12 protein-coding genes are annotated in these 15,439 nt (G+C 71.1%); 10 read left to right on the top strand and 2 right to left on the bottom strand.

Going from position 1 to position 15,439, the window contains the following annotated elements; translation table 11 throughout:
- Positions 1 to 11 precede the first annotated feature (11 nt).
- The 4 genes from ACFYOY_RS21555 to ACFYOY_RS21570 all read left to right on the top strand — a co-directional run bounded on the left by ACFYOY_RS21555 (position 12) and on the right by ACFYOY_RS21570 (position 5,636).
- Positions 12 to 1,205, top strand: coding sequence for a cytochrome P450 (locus tag ACFYOY_RS21555; protein ID WP_351893996.1), 1,194 nt, complete (start codon positions 12 to 14; stop codon positions 1,203 to 1,205).
- Positions 1,206 to 1,247: 42 nt separating this feature from the next.
- The gene (locus tag ACFYOY_RS21560; RefSeq protein WP_351894036.1) at positions 1,248 to 1,442 is read left to right on the top strand and encodes a ferredoxin; all 195 of its coding nucleotides are present in this window, start codon (positions 1,248 to 1,250) and stop codon (positions 1,440 to 1,442) included.
- Positions 1,443 to 1,518: 76 nt separating this feature from the next.
- On the top strand, positions 1,519 to 2,583 hold the full coding sequence (locus ACFYOY_RS21565) for a 3-dehydroquinate synthase family protein (RefSeq protein ID WP_388588859.1): 1,065 nt from the start codon (positions 1,519 to 1,521) through the stop codon (positions 2,581 to 2,583).
- A gap of 323 nt (positions 2,584 to 2,906) precedes the next feature.
- On the top strand, positions 2,907 to 5,636 hold the full coding sequence (locus ACFYOY_RS21570; protein WP_388588889.1) for an AAA family ATPase: 2,730 nt from the start codon (positions 2,907 to 2,909) through the stop codon (positions 5,634 to 5,636).
- A 133-nt stretch (positions 5,637 to 5,769) separates the two neighbouring features.
- On the opposite strand, the gene ACFYOY_RS21575 is transcribed toward ACFYOY_RS21570, so the two are convergent.
- The gene (locus tag ACFYOY_RS21575) at positions 5,770 to 6,426 is read right to left on the bottom strand and encodes a class I SAM-dependent methyltransferase (RefSeq protein WP_351894001.1); all 657 of its coding nucleotides are present in this window, start codon (positions 6,424 to 6,426) and stop codon (positions 5,770 to 5,772) included.
- Between the two features lie 243 nt (positions 6,427 to 6,669).
- On the opposite strand from ACFYOY_RS21575, the gene ACFYOY_RS21580 reads away from it, so the two are divergent.
- The 6 genes from ACFYOY_RS21580 to ACFYOY_RS21605 are packed head-to-tail and all read left to right on the top strand — an operon-like array spanning position 6,670 to position 12,518.
- The gene (locus tag ACFYOY_RS21580) at positions 6,670 to 7,536 is read left to right on the top strand and encodes a 3-hydroxyacyl-CoA dehydrogenase family protein (RefSeq protein ID WP_351894005.1); all 867 of its coding nucleotides are present in this window, start codon (positions 6,670 to 6,672) and stop codon (positions 7,534 to 7,536) included.
- Positions 7,533 to 7,808, top strand: coding sequence for an acyl carrier protein (locus ACFYOY_RS21585; RefSeq protein ID WP_351894009.1), 276 nt, complete (start codon positions 7,533 to 7,535; stop codon positions 7,806 to 7,808). The genes ACFYOY_RS21580 and ACFYOY_RS21585 overlap by 4 nt, the downstream gene beginning before the upstream one ends.
- Entirely contained in the window at positions 7,805 to 8,917 is a 1,113-nt protein-coding gene (locus ACFYOY_RS21590) for an acyl-CoA dehydrogenase family protein (protein WP_351894012.1), read from the top strand. The genes ACFYOY_RS21585 and ACFYOY_RS21590 overlap by 4 nt, the downstream gene beginning before the upstream one ends.
- Complete coding sequence (locus tag ACFYOY_RS21595; RefSeq protein WP_351894016.1) at positions 8,914 to 10,026, top strand: HAD-IIIC family phosphatase; 1,113 nt, start codon at positions 8,914 to 8,916, stop codon at positions 10,024 to 10,026. Before ACFYOY_RS21590 ends, ACFYOY_RS21595 begins: the two co-directional genes overlap by 4 nt.
- Positions 10,027 to 10,078: 52 nt before the next feature.
- Positions 10,079 to 12,145 carry a carbamoyltransferase gene (locus tag ACFYOY_RS21600; RefSeq protein WP_388588863.1) on the top strand — a complete coding sequence of 689 codons (2,067 nt, stop codon included), beginning with the start codon at positions 10,079 to 10,081 and terminating at the stop codon, positions 12,143 to 12,145.
- 22 nt (positions 12,146 to 12,167) lie between these two features.
- The gene (locus tag ACFYOY_RS21605; RefSeq protein WP_351894023.1) at positions 12,168 to 12,518 is read left to right on the top strand and encodes an O-linked N-acetylglucosamine transferase; all 351 of its coding nucleotides are present in this window, start codon (positions 12,168 to 12,170) and stop codon (positions 12,516 to 12,518) included.
- Between the two features lie 181 nt (positions 12,519 to 12,699).
- On the opposite strand, the gene ACFYOY_RS21610 is transcribed toward ACFYOY_RS21605, so the two are convergent.
- The coding region (locus ACFYOY_RS21610) for an SDR family NAD(P)-dependent oxidoreductase (protein ID WP_388588866.1) at positions 12,700 to 15,439 on the bottom strand (2,740 nt) is incomplete at its 5' end.

Genomic DNA, 15,439 nt, shown 5'->3' on the forward strand with positions numbered 1-15,439 from the left:
GACGGACAGGCATGGACGAGATACGCGACTACCCCGAACTGCGGGCTGCTGCATGCCCGTTCTCACCCCCGCCGGGATACGAGGAGCTGCGCGAGCGGTCCTCCGTCACCCGGGTGCGGATGTGGGACGGCAGCACCCCGTTTCTCGTCACCGGTTATCACGAGGCGCGGGCCGCACTCGGCGACAGCAGGTTCAGCGCCGACGGCACGCACAAGGCGATGCCCCGCTTCGTGAAGTTCGAGGTGCCGGCCGAGGTGTTCAACCTCGGCAGGATGGACGATCCGGAGCACGCCCGGATCCGCCGCATGCTCACCGCGAACTTCACCATCCGGCGCACCGAGGCGATGCGGCCGATGATCCAGGGCATCGTCGACGGCCTCCTGGACCGGCTGATCGCCCAGGGCCCGCCGGCCGATCTGGTGGCCGACTTCGCCTTCCCCCTGCCGTCCCAGGTGATCGGCGTGATGCTGGGAGTCTCGGACGCCGACTTCGCGGAGTTCCAGCAGGCGTCGCAGGGCGTCATGGACTTCACCGCGTCGGCCGAGGAGATGGGCGCCGCGCTCGGTGTCATGGTGGACTACGTCACCCGGATGTGTGCGGCCAAGCGCGCCGACCCGGGAGACGACCTCCTCAGCCGGCTCATCGTCGACCAGGAGCTGACGGGCGGGCTCACCCAGCAGCAGGTGGTCGCCACCGCCCTGGTGCTGCTGCTGGCCGGGCACGAGACCACCGCCAACATGATCGCCCTGTCCACCGTCCTGTTGCTGAGCCACCCCGACCAGCTCGCCGGGCTGCGGGCGGATGCCGGGCTGATGGGCAACGCGGTGGACGAACTGCTCCGGTACATCACGATCGTCCAGGAAGGCACCGGACGGGTGGCCGTCGAGGACGTCGAGGTGGGCGGCGTGCTCATCCCGGCCGGTGAAGGGGTGATCATCAATCTGCCCAGCGCCAACCGCGATCCCCACTTCGCGGACGCCCACGAACTGGACCTGAGCCGGCCGAACGCCCGCGAGCATGTCGCGTTCGGCTTTGGAGTGCACCAGTGCCTGGGGCAGACCCTCGCCCGGGTCGAGCTCCAGATCGCTCTGGAGACCCTGCTGCGCCGGCTGCCCACACTGCGCCTGGAGGTCCCGTTCGACGACCTGGCGTTTTTGTACGAGTCGATGAACTTCGGCGTCGCCCGTGTGCCCGTCGCCTGGTGACCGCGGAACGGATGACAGACGGAAGATGAGGGGAACACGATGGTGAAGGTCTCGGTGGATCAGGAGAAGTGCTGCGCGGCCGGGCATTGCGCCCTGGCGGCGCCGGAAGTGTTCGACCAGCGGGAGGAGGACGGGACCGTGGTCCTGCTGGATGCGCGGCCGCCGCTCGCGCTGCGCGACAGCGTCGCCGAGGCGTCGTTCCTGTGTCCGGCCGCCGCGATCGCGGTTGAGGACTGAAAAGGGCTCCGCACCCGATTCCGGCCCCGGCGAGACGGCCTCTCGCCGGGGCCGCGCCAGCGATGGGAAGGCAGTCTTGACCACGTCGACTTCCACTCCGGCCGCCCACTCCGCGTCCCCTGTCCGGCAGGTCACCGTCGGGCTGGCCGAACGCTCCTACACCGTTCACATCGGCCACGGTGTCCAGCGGCTGCTCCCCGAGGTGGTGGCCGCCCTGGGCGCGCGCCGGGCGGTGGTGGTCACCACGCGGCCCGCCGCGCAGACCCCCGACCCAGGAGTGCCCTCGCTCGTCGTGCCCGCCCGCGACGGGGAGGAGGCCAAGGACCTGGCCGCCGTGACGGACCTGTGCCGCCGGTTCGTCGGATTCGGACTGACCCGCTCGGATGTGGTGGTGTCCTGCGGCGGCGGCACCACGACCGACACGGTGGGCCTGGCCGCGTCCCTCTACCACCGGGGCACCCCGGTCGTACACGTGCCGACCTCGCTGCTCGCCCAGGTGGACGCGAGCGTCGGCGGGAAGACCGCGGTGAACCTGCCCGAGGGCAAGAACCTGGTCGGCGCCTACTGGCAGCCCGCGGCCGTGCTCTGCGACCTCGAGCACCTGAAAACCCTGCCCGAACGGGAATGGCGCAACGGCCTCGGCGAGATCGCCCGCTGCCACTTCATCGGCGCGCCCGATCTCGACGGGCTGCCGCTGCTCGACCAGATCTCGGCCAGTGTGACGCTCAAGGCGGGCATCGTCGCCGCGGACGAACGCGACTCGGGCCTGCGCCACCTCCTCAACTACGGACACACCTTGGGGCATGCGCTGGAACGTGCCACCGGGTTCGCGCTGCGGCACGGCGAGGGCGTGGCCATCGGCACGGTCTTCGCCGGCCGGCTCGCCGGCGCGCTGGGGCGCATCGGTCCGGAACGGGTGGCCGAGCACCATGACGTGGTCGCCCGCTACGGCCTGCCGACCGGGCTGCCCCCGGATGTCTCCGTGTCCGAGCTGGTGGAGCTGATGCGCCTGGACAAGAAGGCCACCGACGGGCTGACGTTCGTCCTGGACGGCCCCGAGGGGCCCGGACTGGTGCGCGGGATCCCCGAGGACACCGTCAGCGCCGCCCTCGCGGCGATGCCCCGCGCGCCCGCATGGTGACGCCTCGGTATCCACGGCCCCGGACGTTTCTCGGCATACGTTTTAGGGGCGCACGGAGTCGATAGGGGGTTGACCGTGCGGCGCCCGCCACGGATAACTGAACGGCGCGATGAAGAGAACGAGATGTGGTGGGGCCGGTTAGGGGGCGGAGGTTCCGGTAGGGGTTGAGGCCGGCAGGGGCGTGCTGATGGAATCGTGTCCCGATCAACAATTTGGTCTGACTCAAGGGCCGCGAGTCCGCATTCCGTCGACCTCGATCGGGGACCACCACCATGCCCTACAGCTATGCCATGCCGGTGAATACCGAGCGGAATTCCCGTCCGATGGGCGGGGTATTGCATACCGCGGCGTACCTCGGACATCCATTCGGTGACTCTTTGGTGCGGCCCGGGCAGGCTCTTCTCGTGGACGGACCGCTGGCATGCGGGAAGACGACCCTGCTCCGGTCGCTCGCCGAGCGAGCCGCGGAGGCCGGCTATCTGGCCGTCACGGCGACCTGTTCCCCCAGCGAGCGGGACCTCCCCTTCGGCGTCGTCTCCCAATTGGCCCGCGGCGCCTGGAAGTCACCGGGCGGGCTGCCCGAGGTACCGGGGCTGCCGGACATCCTCCGCGGGGCCGGCGATCCGGTGGACCAGGCCGAGATCGCCCGGCTGTGCCATCGGCTGTGCACCGCGCTGATCGACCATGCGGAACACACGCCGCTGCTCCTCGCCGTGGACGATGTGCGGCACAGCGATCCGGCCTCCGCGCACTTCCTCCTGCAGCTGGTGCGGCGCCTGGACTCGGCGCGGATCGCGTCCGTATTCACCGACGATTTGAGCCTGCCCTCGTCCCTGCCGCTCCGCTACGAACTGCTGCGCGCCCAGCACCTGCGCCGCATCGGACTGGGCCCGCTCTCCCCCGCCCAGGTGGCCGAAGTGGTCGTGGCCGAGCTGGGGGAGACCGCGCGCCGCCGCGTCGGCGACATCTGCGCCGCCACCGGTGGCAACCGGCTGCTGCTGCACACGTTGCTGTCCGACTACCGCGAGCACGGCGAGGCCCGCCAGGCCGGCTACGGCCAGTCCTTCCTGAGCTGCCTGCACCGCAATGAGCCGATCTTCCTGGACGTGGTACGCGCGCTGGCCGTGGTGGGCTCCGCCCTGCCCGCCGCCGACCTCGCCTGGATGACCGGACACGAGCCCGAGCCCATCAGCCAGGTGCTCGCGGCGCTGACCGGGGCCGGGCTGATGGACGACGGCGCGTTCCGGCAGGAGGCGGCCCGGTTGAGCGTGCTCAACGACATGCCGGCGCAGGCCCGCAGGACCCTGCACCAGCGGGCCGCGCGGCTGCTGCACGACCAGGGCAGGCCCGCCACCACGATCGCCCGCCATCTGGTGCGGGCCGGGCAGATCCCCGATTCATGGTCGGCCGAGGTGCTTCTGGAAGTGGTCGAGCAGGTGGCGGTGGGCGAAGAGGCCTCCATCGCCGTCGACTTACTGGAGCAGTCCTTCGAGCAATGCCCACACGAAGAGCGCCGCGCCGCCCTGCAGGCGAAGCTCGCCGAGGCGGAATGGAAGATCAATCCGTCCACCGCCACACGGCACCACGCACCGCTGTACGGCGCCGTCCGCGCCGGCCGGCTCGGCCTCCCCGACAGCGTGACCCTGCTCATGCAGCTCCTGTGGAAGGGGGGACTGAGCGAGGTGGAGGGGCTGCTGGCCCATCTGCGCGAGGACCCCGCGGCCACGGAGCAGCTCCATGCCATCGAGGCGGCACTCACCTGCACCTATCCCTGGCTGGCGGAGCGGCGGGCAGCCCCGGCCGAGCACGGTGGCTCCGCGGCGACACGGGCGGCGGTGTGGCCCCGGGCCGGCACGGTCCTGGCCGACGTGCTCACCGGCGGGCAGACCCATGACACCGTCCGTCGGGCCGAGGAGGTGCTGCGCGAACTGCAGCTCGGACACGACCCGGCATGCCACGAGCAGGCTGGGCTGTTCGCCCTGCTCGCCCTGGTCTACGGCGGCCGGAACGACCTGGCGTCCGCCTGGTGCGAGGGTGCGCTCGGCGAGACCGGTGGGGGACCGCACGTCCCGATGCGGCAGGCGGTGCTGTCGGCGGCCAGGTCGGAGATCGCCCTGCGCCGCGGTGACCTCGCCGAGGCCGCGGAGCAGTCCCGCGCCGCCCTCACCCATGCCTCCCCCGGCGCCTGGGGTGTCGCGATCGGGCTGCCGCTCGGCGCCCTCATCCTGGCGTGTACGCGGATGGGGCGGCACGAGGAGGCGGGGTTCCATGTCGCGCAGACCGTACCCAACGCCATGTTCAAAAGCTCCTACGGACTGCACTACCTGTACGCGCGCGGCCACTACTTCCTGGCGGCGGACCGGCACCAAGCCGCGCTCGCGGACTTCCTGCTGTGCGGCGAACTGCTCACCGACTGGGGGCTGAGCAGCGGCTGCGACCCGGTGCCGTGGCGGATCGGGGCGGCGGAGGCATGGCTGGCGCAGGGCAACCACGACCAGGCCCGGATACTGGTCTACCAGCAGCTCAGCCGTCCGCACACGGACGGCGCCCGGGCCCGCGGGCAGTCATTGCGCCTTCTGGCGGCCACCAGTTCGGCGAAGCGGCGGCCGCAGTTGCTCAACGAGGCGGTGGGCCTGTTCACCGAGCAGGAGGACAAGTACGAGCTGGCCCGCACGCTGTGGGACCTCAGCCAGGCGTACCACGCGCTCGGTGAGAAGAAGCAGGCGCGCCGGACCATGCGCCGGGCCTGGCACGTGGCGAAGATGTGCGACGCGGCGTCGCTGTACGAGGAGTGGCTGCCGGCCGACGACCAGGCCCATGCCACCGCGCCGGCGCCGAAGTCGGACACCGCGATCGAGCGGCTGACGCACTCCGAACGGCGTGTCGCGTCGCTGGCCGCCATGGGCTACACCAACCGGGAGATCGCCGGGAAGCTGTACGTCACGGCCAGCACGGTGGAGCAGCATCTGACCCGGGTGTTCCGCAAGCTGGACATCAAGCACCGGGAGCAGCTGCCCACCGAACTGTACGCCGACCGCCTGGAGTTGGCGTGACAGCGGCGCCCCGCGCCTAAGAGCCGGAGCCGCGCCGACGGCCATGTCCCGGGAGGGCCCAGGAACATGGCCGTCAGACGCTCAGGCGTTCAGACCCTCGGACGCGCAGCCCGTCAGAGGCTCACCCGAAGACTCAGCGTTTGACCGCGAGCGTGATGCCATCACCCACGGTGAGCATGCTGATCTCGACGCGTCCGTCCTCCCGGAGGAGCTTGTTCACCTCGCGCAGGGCGGCGGTGTCGGCGTCCTGCGCGGCGGGGTCGGTCACCCGGCCGAAGAAGAGGGTGTTGTCCAGGACGATGAGCCCGCCGCGCCGGAGCATCGCCAGCGACTCCTCGTAATAGTGCGGGTATCCGGTCTTGTCCGCGTCGATGAAGACCAGGTCGAACTCCCGGCCCTCCCGCCGCAGTCCGGCCAGTGTCTCCTTCGCGTCACCGATGCGCACGTCGATGCGGTCCGCCACGTCGGCGCGCTCCCAGAACGGGCGGCCGAGCCCCGGCCACTTCGCCGTGATGTCGCAGGTCACCAGCGTGCCGTCGGTCGGCAGGGCCCGCGCCATGCACAGCGTGCTGTAACCGGTGAAGGTGCCGATCTCCAACACCGAACGGGCGTCGACGAGTCTCACCAGCAGCCCGAGGAGCTGGCCCTCCTCGGGCATCACCTGCATGGCCTGGGCGGCCGGCAGACCCGCGGTTTCCGCCCGCAGCCCGGCCAGAATCTCGTCATCGCGCAGGGACAGTTCCCGGACATATCCGAGAATTTCTTCGGTCACATCGACTTGCTGAGCCATCGGATTTCCGCACCCCGCAAAGGTGAAAAGGGAAGGTCCAGGGAAAGGCAATGCGGCCCATGCTAGGAATCCGTCGATGCGCCGTGCAATGGCGTCTTCCAGAATGCTGGAACTCATATTCCGGCTGAGGGGGGTATAGGGGGGATCCTTAGGGGATTTGTGTGACCGCCCGGAGAATACCGTGAACGCGGAAGCGCGTGTCATGGTCGGCACGTTGTTCACAACGCGCTGCGGAGGCGATTGATGAGCGGAGATGCGGAAGCGCCGCGGCTCACGGTGCTGGGCGCAGGAACGATGGGACTGGGAATCACCTCTCTCGCCGTCGGGCACGGAATCCCGGTGACGGTCGTCGAGGTGGACGAGGCCAAGGCCGGCCGAACACGGGCCGCGGTCACCGAACGGCTCCGCATGGCCCAGCTCATGGGAGCCCGGCCGGCCGGCCGCCCGCAGGGCGAGCTGACGGTCACCGCGTCCCTGGCCGACGGCCGGAACGCCACCGCCGTGGTGGAGGCCGTCACCGAGGACACCCCCACCAAGGCCAAGGTGCTCGAAGCGGTCGCCGGGCTCACCGGAGCGCGGGTGCCGCTGATCTCGAACACCTCCTCCATCCCGATCGACGAACTGGCCGGTCATATCGCCGATCCGGCACGGCTGGTCGGCACCCACTTCATGAACCCGCCCTATCTGATCCCCACGGTGGAGGTGATCCGCGGCCCCCGTACCGGGGAAGCGGTGATGACGGCCGTGACGGATCTGCTGCGTGCGCTGGAGCGCAAGCCGGTCGTCGTCGGCGACGGGCCGGGGTTCGTCACCAGCCGGGTGCTGCACCCGATGATCAACGACGCGATCCGGGTGGTGCAGGAGGGCACGGCGACGGTGGAGGCCGTGGACGTACTCATGCGGGACTGCCTGGGCCACCGCACCGGGCCGCTGCGCACCGCGGACCTGATCGGCCTGGACAACCTCGCCGACTCGCTGCGCGTGCTGCAGATACGCACCGGCGATCCTCGGTGCGCGCCGTGCGAGCTGCTGCTGAAGAAGGTCCGCGACGGCCACCTGGGCCGCAAGTCGGGCCGCGGGTTCTACGCATACGGGAAGGAACTGGCGTGACCATCTCATCCGAGCCGGGCAGCCACACCGCCGAGACGGTGGCGCAGGAGGTGCAGCAGTTCCTCGAACAGCGCACCAAGCAGACCTGGGACCCGGACACCGACCTGTTCAGCTCCGGCGCCGTGTCCTCGATGTTCGCCATGGAGCTGGTCGTGCACCTGGAGTCGTCCTTCGACGTGGTGATCACCGGCCCCGACCTGGCGCTGGACAACTTCCGCACGGTCAACGCGATGACCGCGATGGTTCTGCGGCTGCGCGGGGCACGGCCGTGACCGACGCCGCCACCAGCCATACGGAGCTGGTCAGCGGGTTGATCGGCGACCGGGCGGACGCCTGGGACCTGGCCGGGGAGCTGCCCCGCGAGCTCCTGGTCACACTCGGCGCCTCCGGTGTGCTGTGCGCACAGGTCGGCCCCGAGCACGGCGGCACCGGACTGGACAGCCGTGCGGGCGGGGAGCTCACCGCGGCGGTCGGCGCCCAATGCAGCTCGCTGCGCAGCGTGATGACGTCCCAGGGCATGGCGGCGTGGACCGTACGGCGGCTCGGCGGCGCGGAGCAGTGGGACACCTTTCTGCCCCGGCTGACCTCCGGTGATCTGGCGGCGGTCGGATTCAGTGAGCCCGGGGCGGGCAGCGACCTGGCGGCGATGGAGACCGTGATCGCCGACGACGGTACACATGTGGTCGTCACCGGGCGCAAGGTGTGGATCACCGCCGCCCACTATGCCGATCTGCTGGTGGTGTTCGGGAAATACCGGGGCGGCGCCGCGGCCGTGGTGGTGCCCGCCCAGGCCCCCGGCGTCCGCATCACACGGGTGCCGGACCCGCTGGGCTGCCGGGCCGCCGGCCACGCGGACATCACCCTGGACGCGGTCCGGGTGCCCGCCGGCCACGTACTCGGCGGCACCGGACTGCCCCTGCCCCTGGCGACCACCGCGGCGCTCACCTACGGACGCATGTCCGTGGCGTGGGGGTGCGTCGGCATCCTGCGCGCCTGCCTGGACGCCGCCGCCACCCACACCGCCACCCGGGAACAGTCCGGCCGCAAACTGGCCGAGCACCAGCTGGTGGCCCGGCACCTGGCCGAGCTGTACGTCGCGGAGCGGCACGCCACCCGGGCCTGCGAACACGCCAGCGCCTCCTGGGACACCGGCTCGCCCGACATGGCGGTCGACGCGGTGCACGCCAAGTACGTCGCGTCCCGCGAGGCGGCCGAGGGCGCGGCACGCGCCGTACAGCTCCTGGCGTCGGCCGCGGCATCCGACGGCCATGTGGTGGCCCGGGCGTACCGCGACGCGAAGCTGATGGAAGTCATCGAGGGCACCAGCGAGATCTGCCAGCTCGTCCTCGCCCAGCACACGCGGAAGAAGGTGCAAGCATGACGGAGGGGAAGCCCGTGAGCGAGCCGCCGACGGCCGTCAAATGTCTCGTCTGGGACCTGGACAACACACTGTGGCGCGGCACCCTGCTCGAAGATGGCGAGGTGCTGCCGTTCGAGTGGGTGCGCGAGGTCATCACCACCCTCGACGAACGCGGCATTCTCCAGTCGATCGCCAGCAAGAACGACCACGACCACGCCTGGGAGCGCCTGGAGGCGCTGGGCCTCGCCGAGTACTTCGTACTGCCGCACATCGGCTGGGGGCCCAAATCGGCGTCGGTACGTGCCATCGCGGACCGGCTGAACTTCGCCGACCGCGCCATGGCGTTCGTCGACGACCAGCCCGCCGAACGAGCCGAGGTCACCTACCGGCTCCCCGAGGTGCGCTGCTACGCGGCCGAGGACCTGACCGGGCTCACCCGGCTGCCCGAGTTCAGCCCCGCCGTGGTCACCGTGGACTCGCGGCAGCGCCGGACCATGTACCAGTCGGGGTTCCGCCGGGACGCCGAGCGGGCCGAGTTCAGCGGCCCCGACGAGGACTTCCTGCGCACCCTGGACATACGGATGGGCATCTCCCGCGCCACGGAGCGGGAGCTGTCCCGGGTCGAGGAACTCACCCTGCGCACCAGCCAGATGAACGCCACCGGTGTGCACTACCCCGACTCCGCACTGCGCGGACTGCTCACCGACCCCGCACATGAGGTGCTGGTCATCACGATGGCCGACCGGTTCGGCCCGCACGGCGCCGTCGGCATCGTGCTGCTGGAACGGCACCCCGCGGTGTGGCACCTGAAGCTGCTCGCCACCTCCTGCCGTGTGGTCTCCTACGGCGCCGGGTCCACCCTGCTGAGCTGGCTGGCCGATCAGGCGGCGCAGGCCGGGGTGCACCTGGCCGCCGACTTCCGGCGCACCGATCGCAACCGGATGATGGAGGTCGCCTACCGCTTCGCCGGGTTCGCCGACACCACCTGCGCGTGCACCGCCGCCCTCGCGGCCTCCGGCGAGGAGGGGGTCGAACGCCTCCACCTCACCCCCGCGTTCCAGCCGGCTCCGACGACGCTGCGGCTGACGGCGCCTGAGCTCGCCGACGCGGCGCTGCCGCGCTCCCGGTGACCGGCGGGCGTCTTCCGCCCCGCATCCTCGCGTTCGCCTCCGACTGGTTTGGGTGATCACTGTGCTTGTGCTCGGGCTCAACGGCAACTTCTCCGCCGCGGACACCGATGTGGTGCCGCAACTGGGCGAGGTGTTCTTTCACGACTCGGCGGCTTCTTTGATCCGCGACGGCGAACTCGTGGCCGCCGTGGAGGAGGAGCGGCTCAACCGGATCAAGAAGACGACCAAATTTCCCCTCAACGCGGTCCGCGAGTGCCTGGCCCTGGCCGGTGCGCGGCCCGAGGACGTCGACGCGGTGGGCTACTACTTTCCCGAGAACCACATCGACACCGTCCTCAACCACCTCTACACCGAATACCCGCGAGCACCCCTGCGCTACTCCCGGGAGCTGATCCGGCAGCGGCTGAAGGAGGGCCTGGGCTGGGACCTGCCGGACGAGAAGCTGGTGTACGTGCCGCACCACGAGGCGCACGCGTACTCCTCGTATCTGCACTCCGGCATGGACTCCGCGCTGGTCCTGGTGCTGGACGGCCGTGGCGAACTGCACTCCGGCACCGTCTACCGCGCCGAGGGCACGCATCTGGAGAAGCTGGCCGACTACCCCGTCCCCAAGTCGCTCGGCGGGCTCTACCTGAACGCCACCTATCTGCTCGGCTACGGCTTCGGTGACGAGTACAAGGTGATGGGCCTGGCTCCCTGGGGCAACCCCGAGACCTACCGCGACACCTTCGCCAAGCTCTACACCCTCCAGGACAACGGCGAGTACGAGCTGCACGGCAACATCATGGTGCCGAACCTGGTCAGCCCGCTGTTCTACGCCGAGGGCTTCCGGCCGCGCCGCAAGGGCGAGCCGTTCACACAAGCGCACCGCGACTTCGCCGCCGCGCTCCAGGAGACGGTCGAGAAGATCGTGCTGCACATCCTCGAATACTGGGCGAAGACCAGCGGCCTCTCGCGCCTGTGCTTCGGCGGCGGCGTCGCCCACAACTCCAGCCTCAACGGGCTGATCCTCAAGTCCGGGCTCTTCGACGAGGTGTTCGTGCACCCCGCCTCGCACGACGCGGGCGCGGGCGAGGGCGCCGCCTACGCCGCGGCGGCGAGCCTGGGCACGCTCGAGCGGCCGAGGAAGCGGCTGCTCAGCGCGAGCCTCGGCCCGGCACTGGGCGGCCGGGAGCAGATCAGGGCACGGTTGGCCGACTGGGCGCCGCTGATCGATGTGGAGTTCCCGGACGACGCCGTGGAGACGGCGGCCGGCCTCCTCGCCGAGGGCCAGGTGCTCGGCTGGGCGTACGGCCGCTCCGAGTTCGGCCCCCGCGCCCTGGGCCACCGCAGCATCGTCGCGGACGCACGCCCCGAGGAGAACCGGACCCGCATCAACGCGATGGTGAAGAAGCGCGAGGGCTTCCGGCCGTTCGCCCCGGTGGTCACGGCCGAAGCCGCCGCCGACTACTTCGACCTCTCCGGCGCGGACGGCAATCACGAGTTCATGTCCTTCGTGGTGCCGGTGCTGCCGGAGCGGCGTGCCGAACTCGGCGCGGTCACCCACGTGGACGGCACCGCCCGGGTGCAGGTGGTCTCCGCCGAGTCGGGCGAGCGGTTCCACCGCCTGGTGCGGCGGTTCGGCGAACTGACCGGCACTCCCGTGCTCCTCAACACCTCCTTCAACAACAACGCCGAACCCATCGTGCAGAGCCTCGACGACGTGGTCACCAGCTTCCTGACCACCGACCTGGACGTTCTGGTGGTGGAGGACTGCCTGGTACGCGGCAAACCCGCGCCCGACCTGGGCGTTCTGGTCCCGCGGTTCCGCCCGGTGACCCGGCTGGTCGAGCGCAGGGCGGCCGGTCCGGACGCCTCGGCGGGAGCGAAGACCCACGAGATCCACCTCGACTACGACGGCGGCCCGTCCGCGAAGGTCTCTCTCGAGCTGTACGAACTGCTCGGCGCGGTGGACGGCACCACCACCCTCGGGGATCTGGCCAAGACCGTGGGCGGGCTGTCGGAGGCACTGGCCACCGAGGTGTTCGCCCTGTGGGAGCAGCGCTTCCTCACCCTGGCCCCGGCCGGGGACCTCCCGCCGGCCCACGGGCCCGCTGACGACGGTGCGCGGGGGCGTTGACCCGATGGCGGCGGACCCGAAAGTGGCTGACCCGATGGTGGGGGCCCCGACGGCGGTGGACCCGACGTTGGGTGACCCGACGGCGGTGGACCCGATCAGCGAAGTGCACCGGGAGATCACCCGGCTGCTGACGGAGCTGGGCCGGGCCGGCGGGCGGCCGGACGCCCTCGTGGAGGCGTGCGTCGCCTGCCTGGAGGCCGCACAGTCCACCTCGGCCGCCGCCACCGGAAAGCAACAGCCGGACAGTGCCGCCCAGGAGGCGCTGCACGCGGTCAACGCGGCGGCACTGGCCATCCGGTACGCCCTGGTCAAGGCGGGCGACGAGCGCCGCCGAGCGGCCCGGACCGGGGAGAGCGTCACCTCGGACACGTAAGGAACGACGGACGCCGGGCCATAAAACCGGGCAACGTAACTGGTCCCTTCCCTCGAAGAAAGCGGGGGAGGGGACCAGTTACGTTGCCCGGCGCACGGCGGCGGCCTGGTGAGGAGGGCGGGGGAACGCCCCACGACCGTGTCCCCGGCCGCCACGGCGGCCGGGGACGTCGTTGTCCGTCTCAGGCGGCGTCTTTCCGCGCGAGCTGTTCCTGGAGGTGCTCGGCGGCCATCGCCGGGGTGGGGTGGTCGAACAGCAACGCCGCCGGGAGCTGGAGGCCCGTGGCCGCGTTGAGCCGGTTGCGCAGTTCCACCGCGGTCAGGGAGTCGAACCCGATCTCGAAGAGCGGATCGTCGGGCCCCACCGCGTCCGGGGTGGCGTGTCCGAGGACGGCCGCGGCTTCGGCGCGGACGAATGCGGTGAGGTGCTGGAGTCGCTGGTCCGGATCGAGGGCGGCGAGTTGCTCGGGGAGGGGTGGGGCGGTGGCGATCTGGGGGGTGGTGTGGGCGGTGGGGCGGTGGTGGCTTTGCGCCAGGGTGCGCAGGAGGGGCGGGAGGGTGTGGGGAGCGGCGTTGCTCTGGAGGGCGGCGCGATCGAGCTTGAGGGGGATGAGGTGGGGCTGGTGGGTGGCGAGCGCGGTGTCGAGGAGGCGCATGCCATCGGCGTCGGTCAGGGGGACGATGCCGCTGTGGCGGGTGCGCTGCTGATGGGTGGTGGACATCCCGGCGGTGAGGGCGCTGGTGGTTTCCCACAGCCCCCAGGCGAGGGAGGTGGCGGGAAGCCCGGCGGCGTGGCGCCGCTGGGCGAGGGCGTCGGCGTAGGTGTTGGCGGCCGCGTAGTTGGCCTGACCGGGGGTGCCGAGCGCGCCGGTGGCGGAGGAGTAGATGACGAAGGCCGCGAGGTCATGGTCGCGGGTGAGGTCGTGGAGATGGGTGAGGGCGTCGACCTTGGGGCGGAAGACGGTGCCCAGGCGTTCCGGGGTGAGGTCGGTGAGCAGGGCGTCGTCGAGGGCGCCGGCGGTGTGGATGACGGCGGTGAGGGGATGGTCGGCCGGGAGGTCGGCGAGGACGGTGGCGAGCTGGTCGCGGTCGGCGACGTCGCAGGCGGCGATCCGGATGCGGGCGCCGAGCTGGGTCAGCTCCTCGCTCAGCCGTTCCGCGCCGGGGGCGCCGGGTCCCTGGCGGCTGACCAGAAGGAGGTTGCGTGCCTTGTGGTGGGTGATGAGGTGGCGGGCGGTGAGAGCGCCGAGGGTGCCGGTGCCGCCGGTGATGAGGACGGTTCCCTCGGGGGCGAGAGTGAGGGGATGGGGTGTGGGAGTGGGCGCGGGGGTCAGGCGGGGGGTGTAGGCGGTGGCGTCGCGGAGGGCGAGTTGGGGGTGGTCGGTGGCGTTGAGGGCCGTGGGCAGGATGCGGTCGGAGTGCTCGTCGATGTCGATGAGATGGATACGGCCGGGGTGCTCGGACTGGGCCGAGCGGACCAGGCCCCAGACCGCGGCGGCGGCCGGATCCGTGACCTCGGCGGCGTTGTGGACCGCCATGGCACCGCGGGTGAGGATCACCAGCCGGGTGTCCGTCAGCTCGGGCCGATCCACCCATTGCCGCAGTAGATCGAGGACCCGGGCACAGAGCGCGTGGGCGCGGTCGATGGGTGGCGCGGTGTTCTCGGGAGTCCAGGCGGACACGTCGGCGACGAGCGCCGTAGGCGGCGCTTCCGCCTCCACGACCTGGGAAACATCGGCATAGTGCGGCGGAGGATCCGGGAGTTGGCTCCCTCCGACCGGCTCCCCGAGCGTGGCCCACTGTGTTTCCGTCGTGCCGTCGAGCCCGCACTCGGCCCACTCGACCGCCCACAGGGCATTTCCACCCGAGGCGGCCGCGAGGGCACGCAACTGTTCGGGCGTGGTCTCCCGAAGCTGCAGGGAGCCGATCGTGGCGACCGGAAGCCCGTGCGGATCGGTGATCTGCACACACAGCCCGTCCGCGCCGGACGCCGTCGCCCGCACCCGTACAGCGGTGGCGCCGACGGCGTGGAGCCGCACGTCGGTCCAGGCGAACGGCAACATCGTGGGCCGCTCGCCACCGGACTCGAAGCAGAAGTTCCCGGCGTGCAGAGTGGCGTCCAGCAACGCCGGATGGATGCCGAACCGGCCGGCGAGCGCGGTCTGGTCCTCCGGCACGGACACCTCGGCGAACACCTCGTCGTCCCGTTTCCACACCGCGCTCAGGCCGCGGAACGCCGGGCCGTACTCGTACCCCGCCTCGGCCAATTGCCCGTAGAACCCGTCGAGGGCGACCGGCTCCGCGCCCTCGGGCGGCCACGGATGCGCTGCCGTGGCCGCTGGGGTGGCGGTTCCGCCGGTCAGCAGCGTGCCGGTGGCGTGCTCGGTCCACTGCCGGGTGCCCTCGGGGCGGGAGTAGACCCCGACCTTGCGGCGCCCGCCGTCGTCGCCGCCGACAAGCACTTGGACGTGCAGTGTTCCCTCGTCCGGCACCGCCATCGGCCGACTGATGACCAACTCCTCGAGTAGGTGGGCCTCCGCCTCGTCTCCGGCACGCACCGCCAGCTCCACCATCGCCGTACCGGGAAGCAGGACGGTGCCGGAGACGGCATGGTCGGCCAGCCACGGGTGGGTGCGCAGGGAGAGCCGTCCGGTGAGCAGCACACCGTCGGTGTCGGGCACGCTCACCACAGCCCCGACGAGTGGATGGCCGGTGTCCTCCAGGCCGACGGCACGGACATCGCCCGGGCCGCTGCGGTCCAGCCAGAACGTCTCCTGTTGGAAGGGGTAGGTGGGGAGGGGGATGCGGGTGGGGTGTGTGCCGGTGTAGAGGGTGGGCCAGTTGACCGGTGTTCCGTGGGTGGTGAGGTGGGCGAGGTTGGTGAGGAAGCGGGTGGGGGTGTCGTCGTCGCGGCGGAGGGTG

Source organism: Streptomyces sp. NPDC007875, from assembly GCF_042868035.1.
Lineage (GTDB): Bacteria > Actinomycetota > Actinomycetes > Streptomycetales > Streptomycetaceae > Streptomyces > Streptomyces antimycoticus.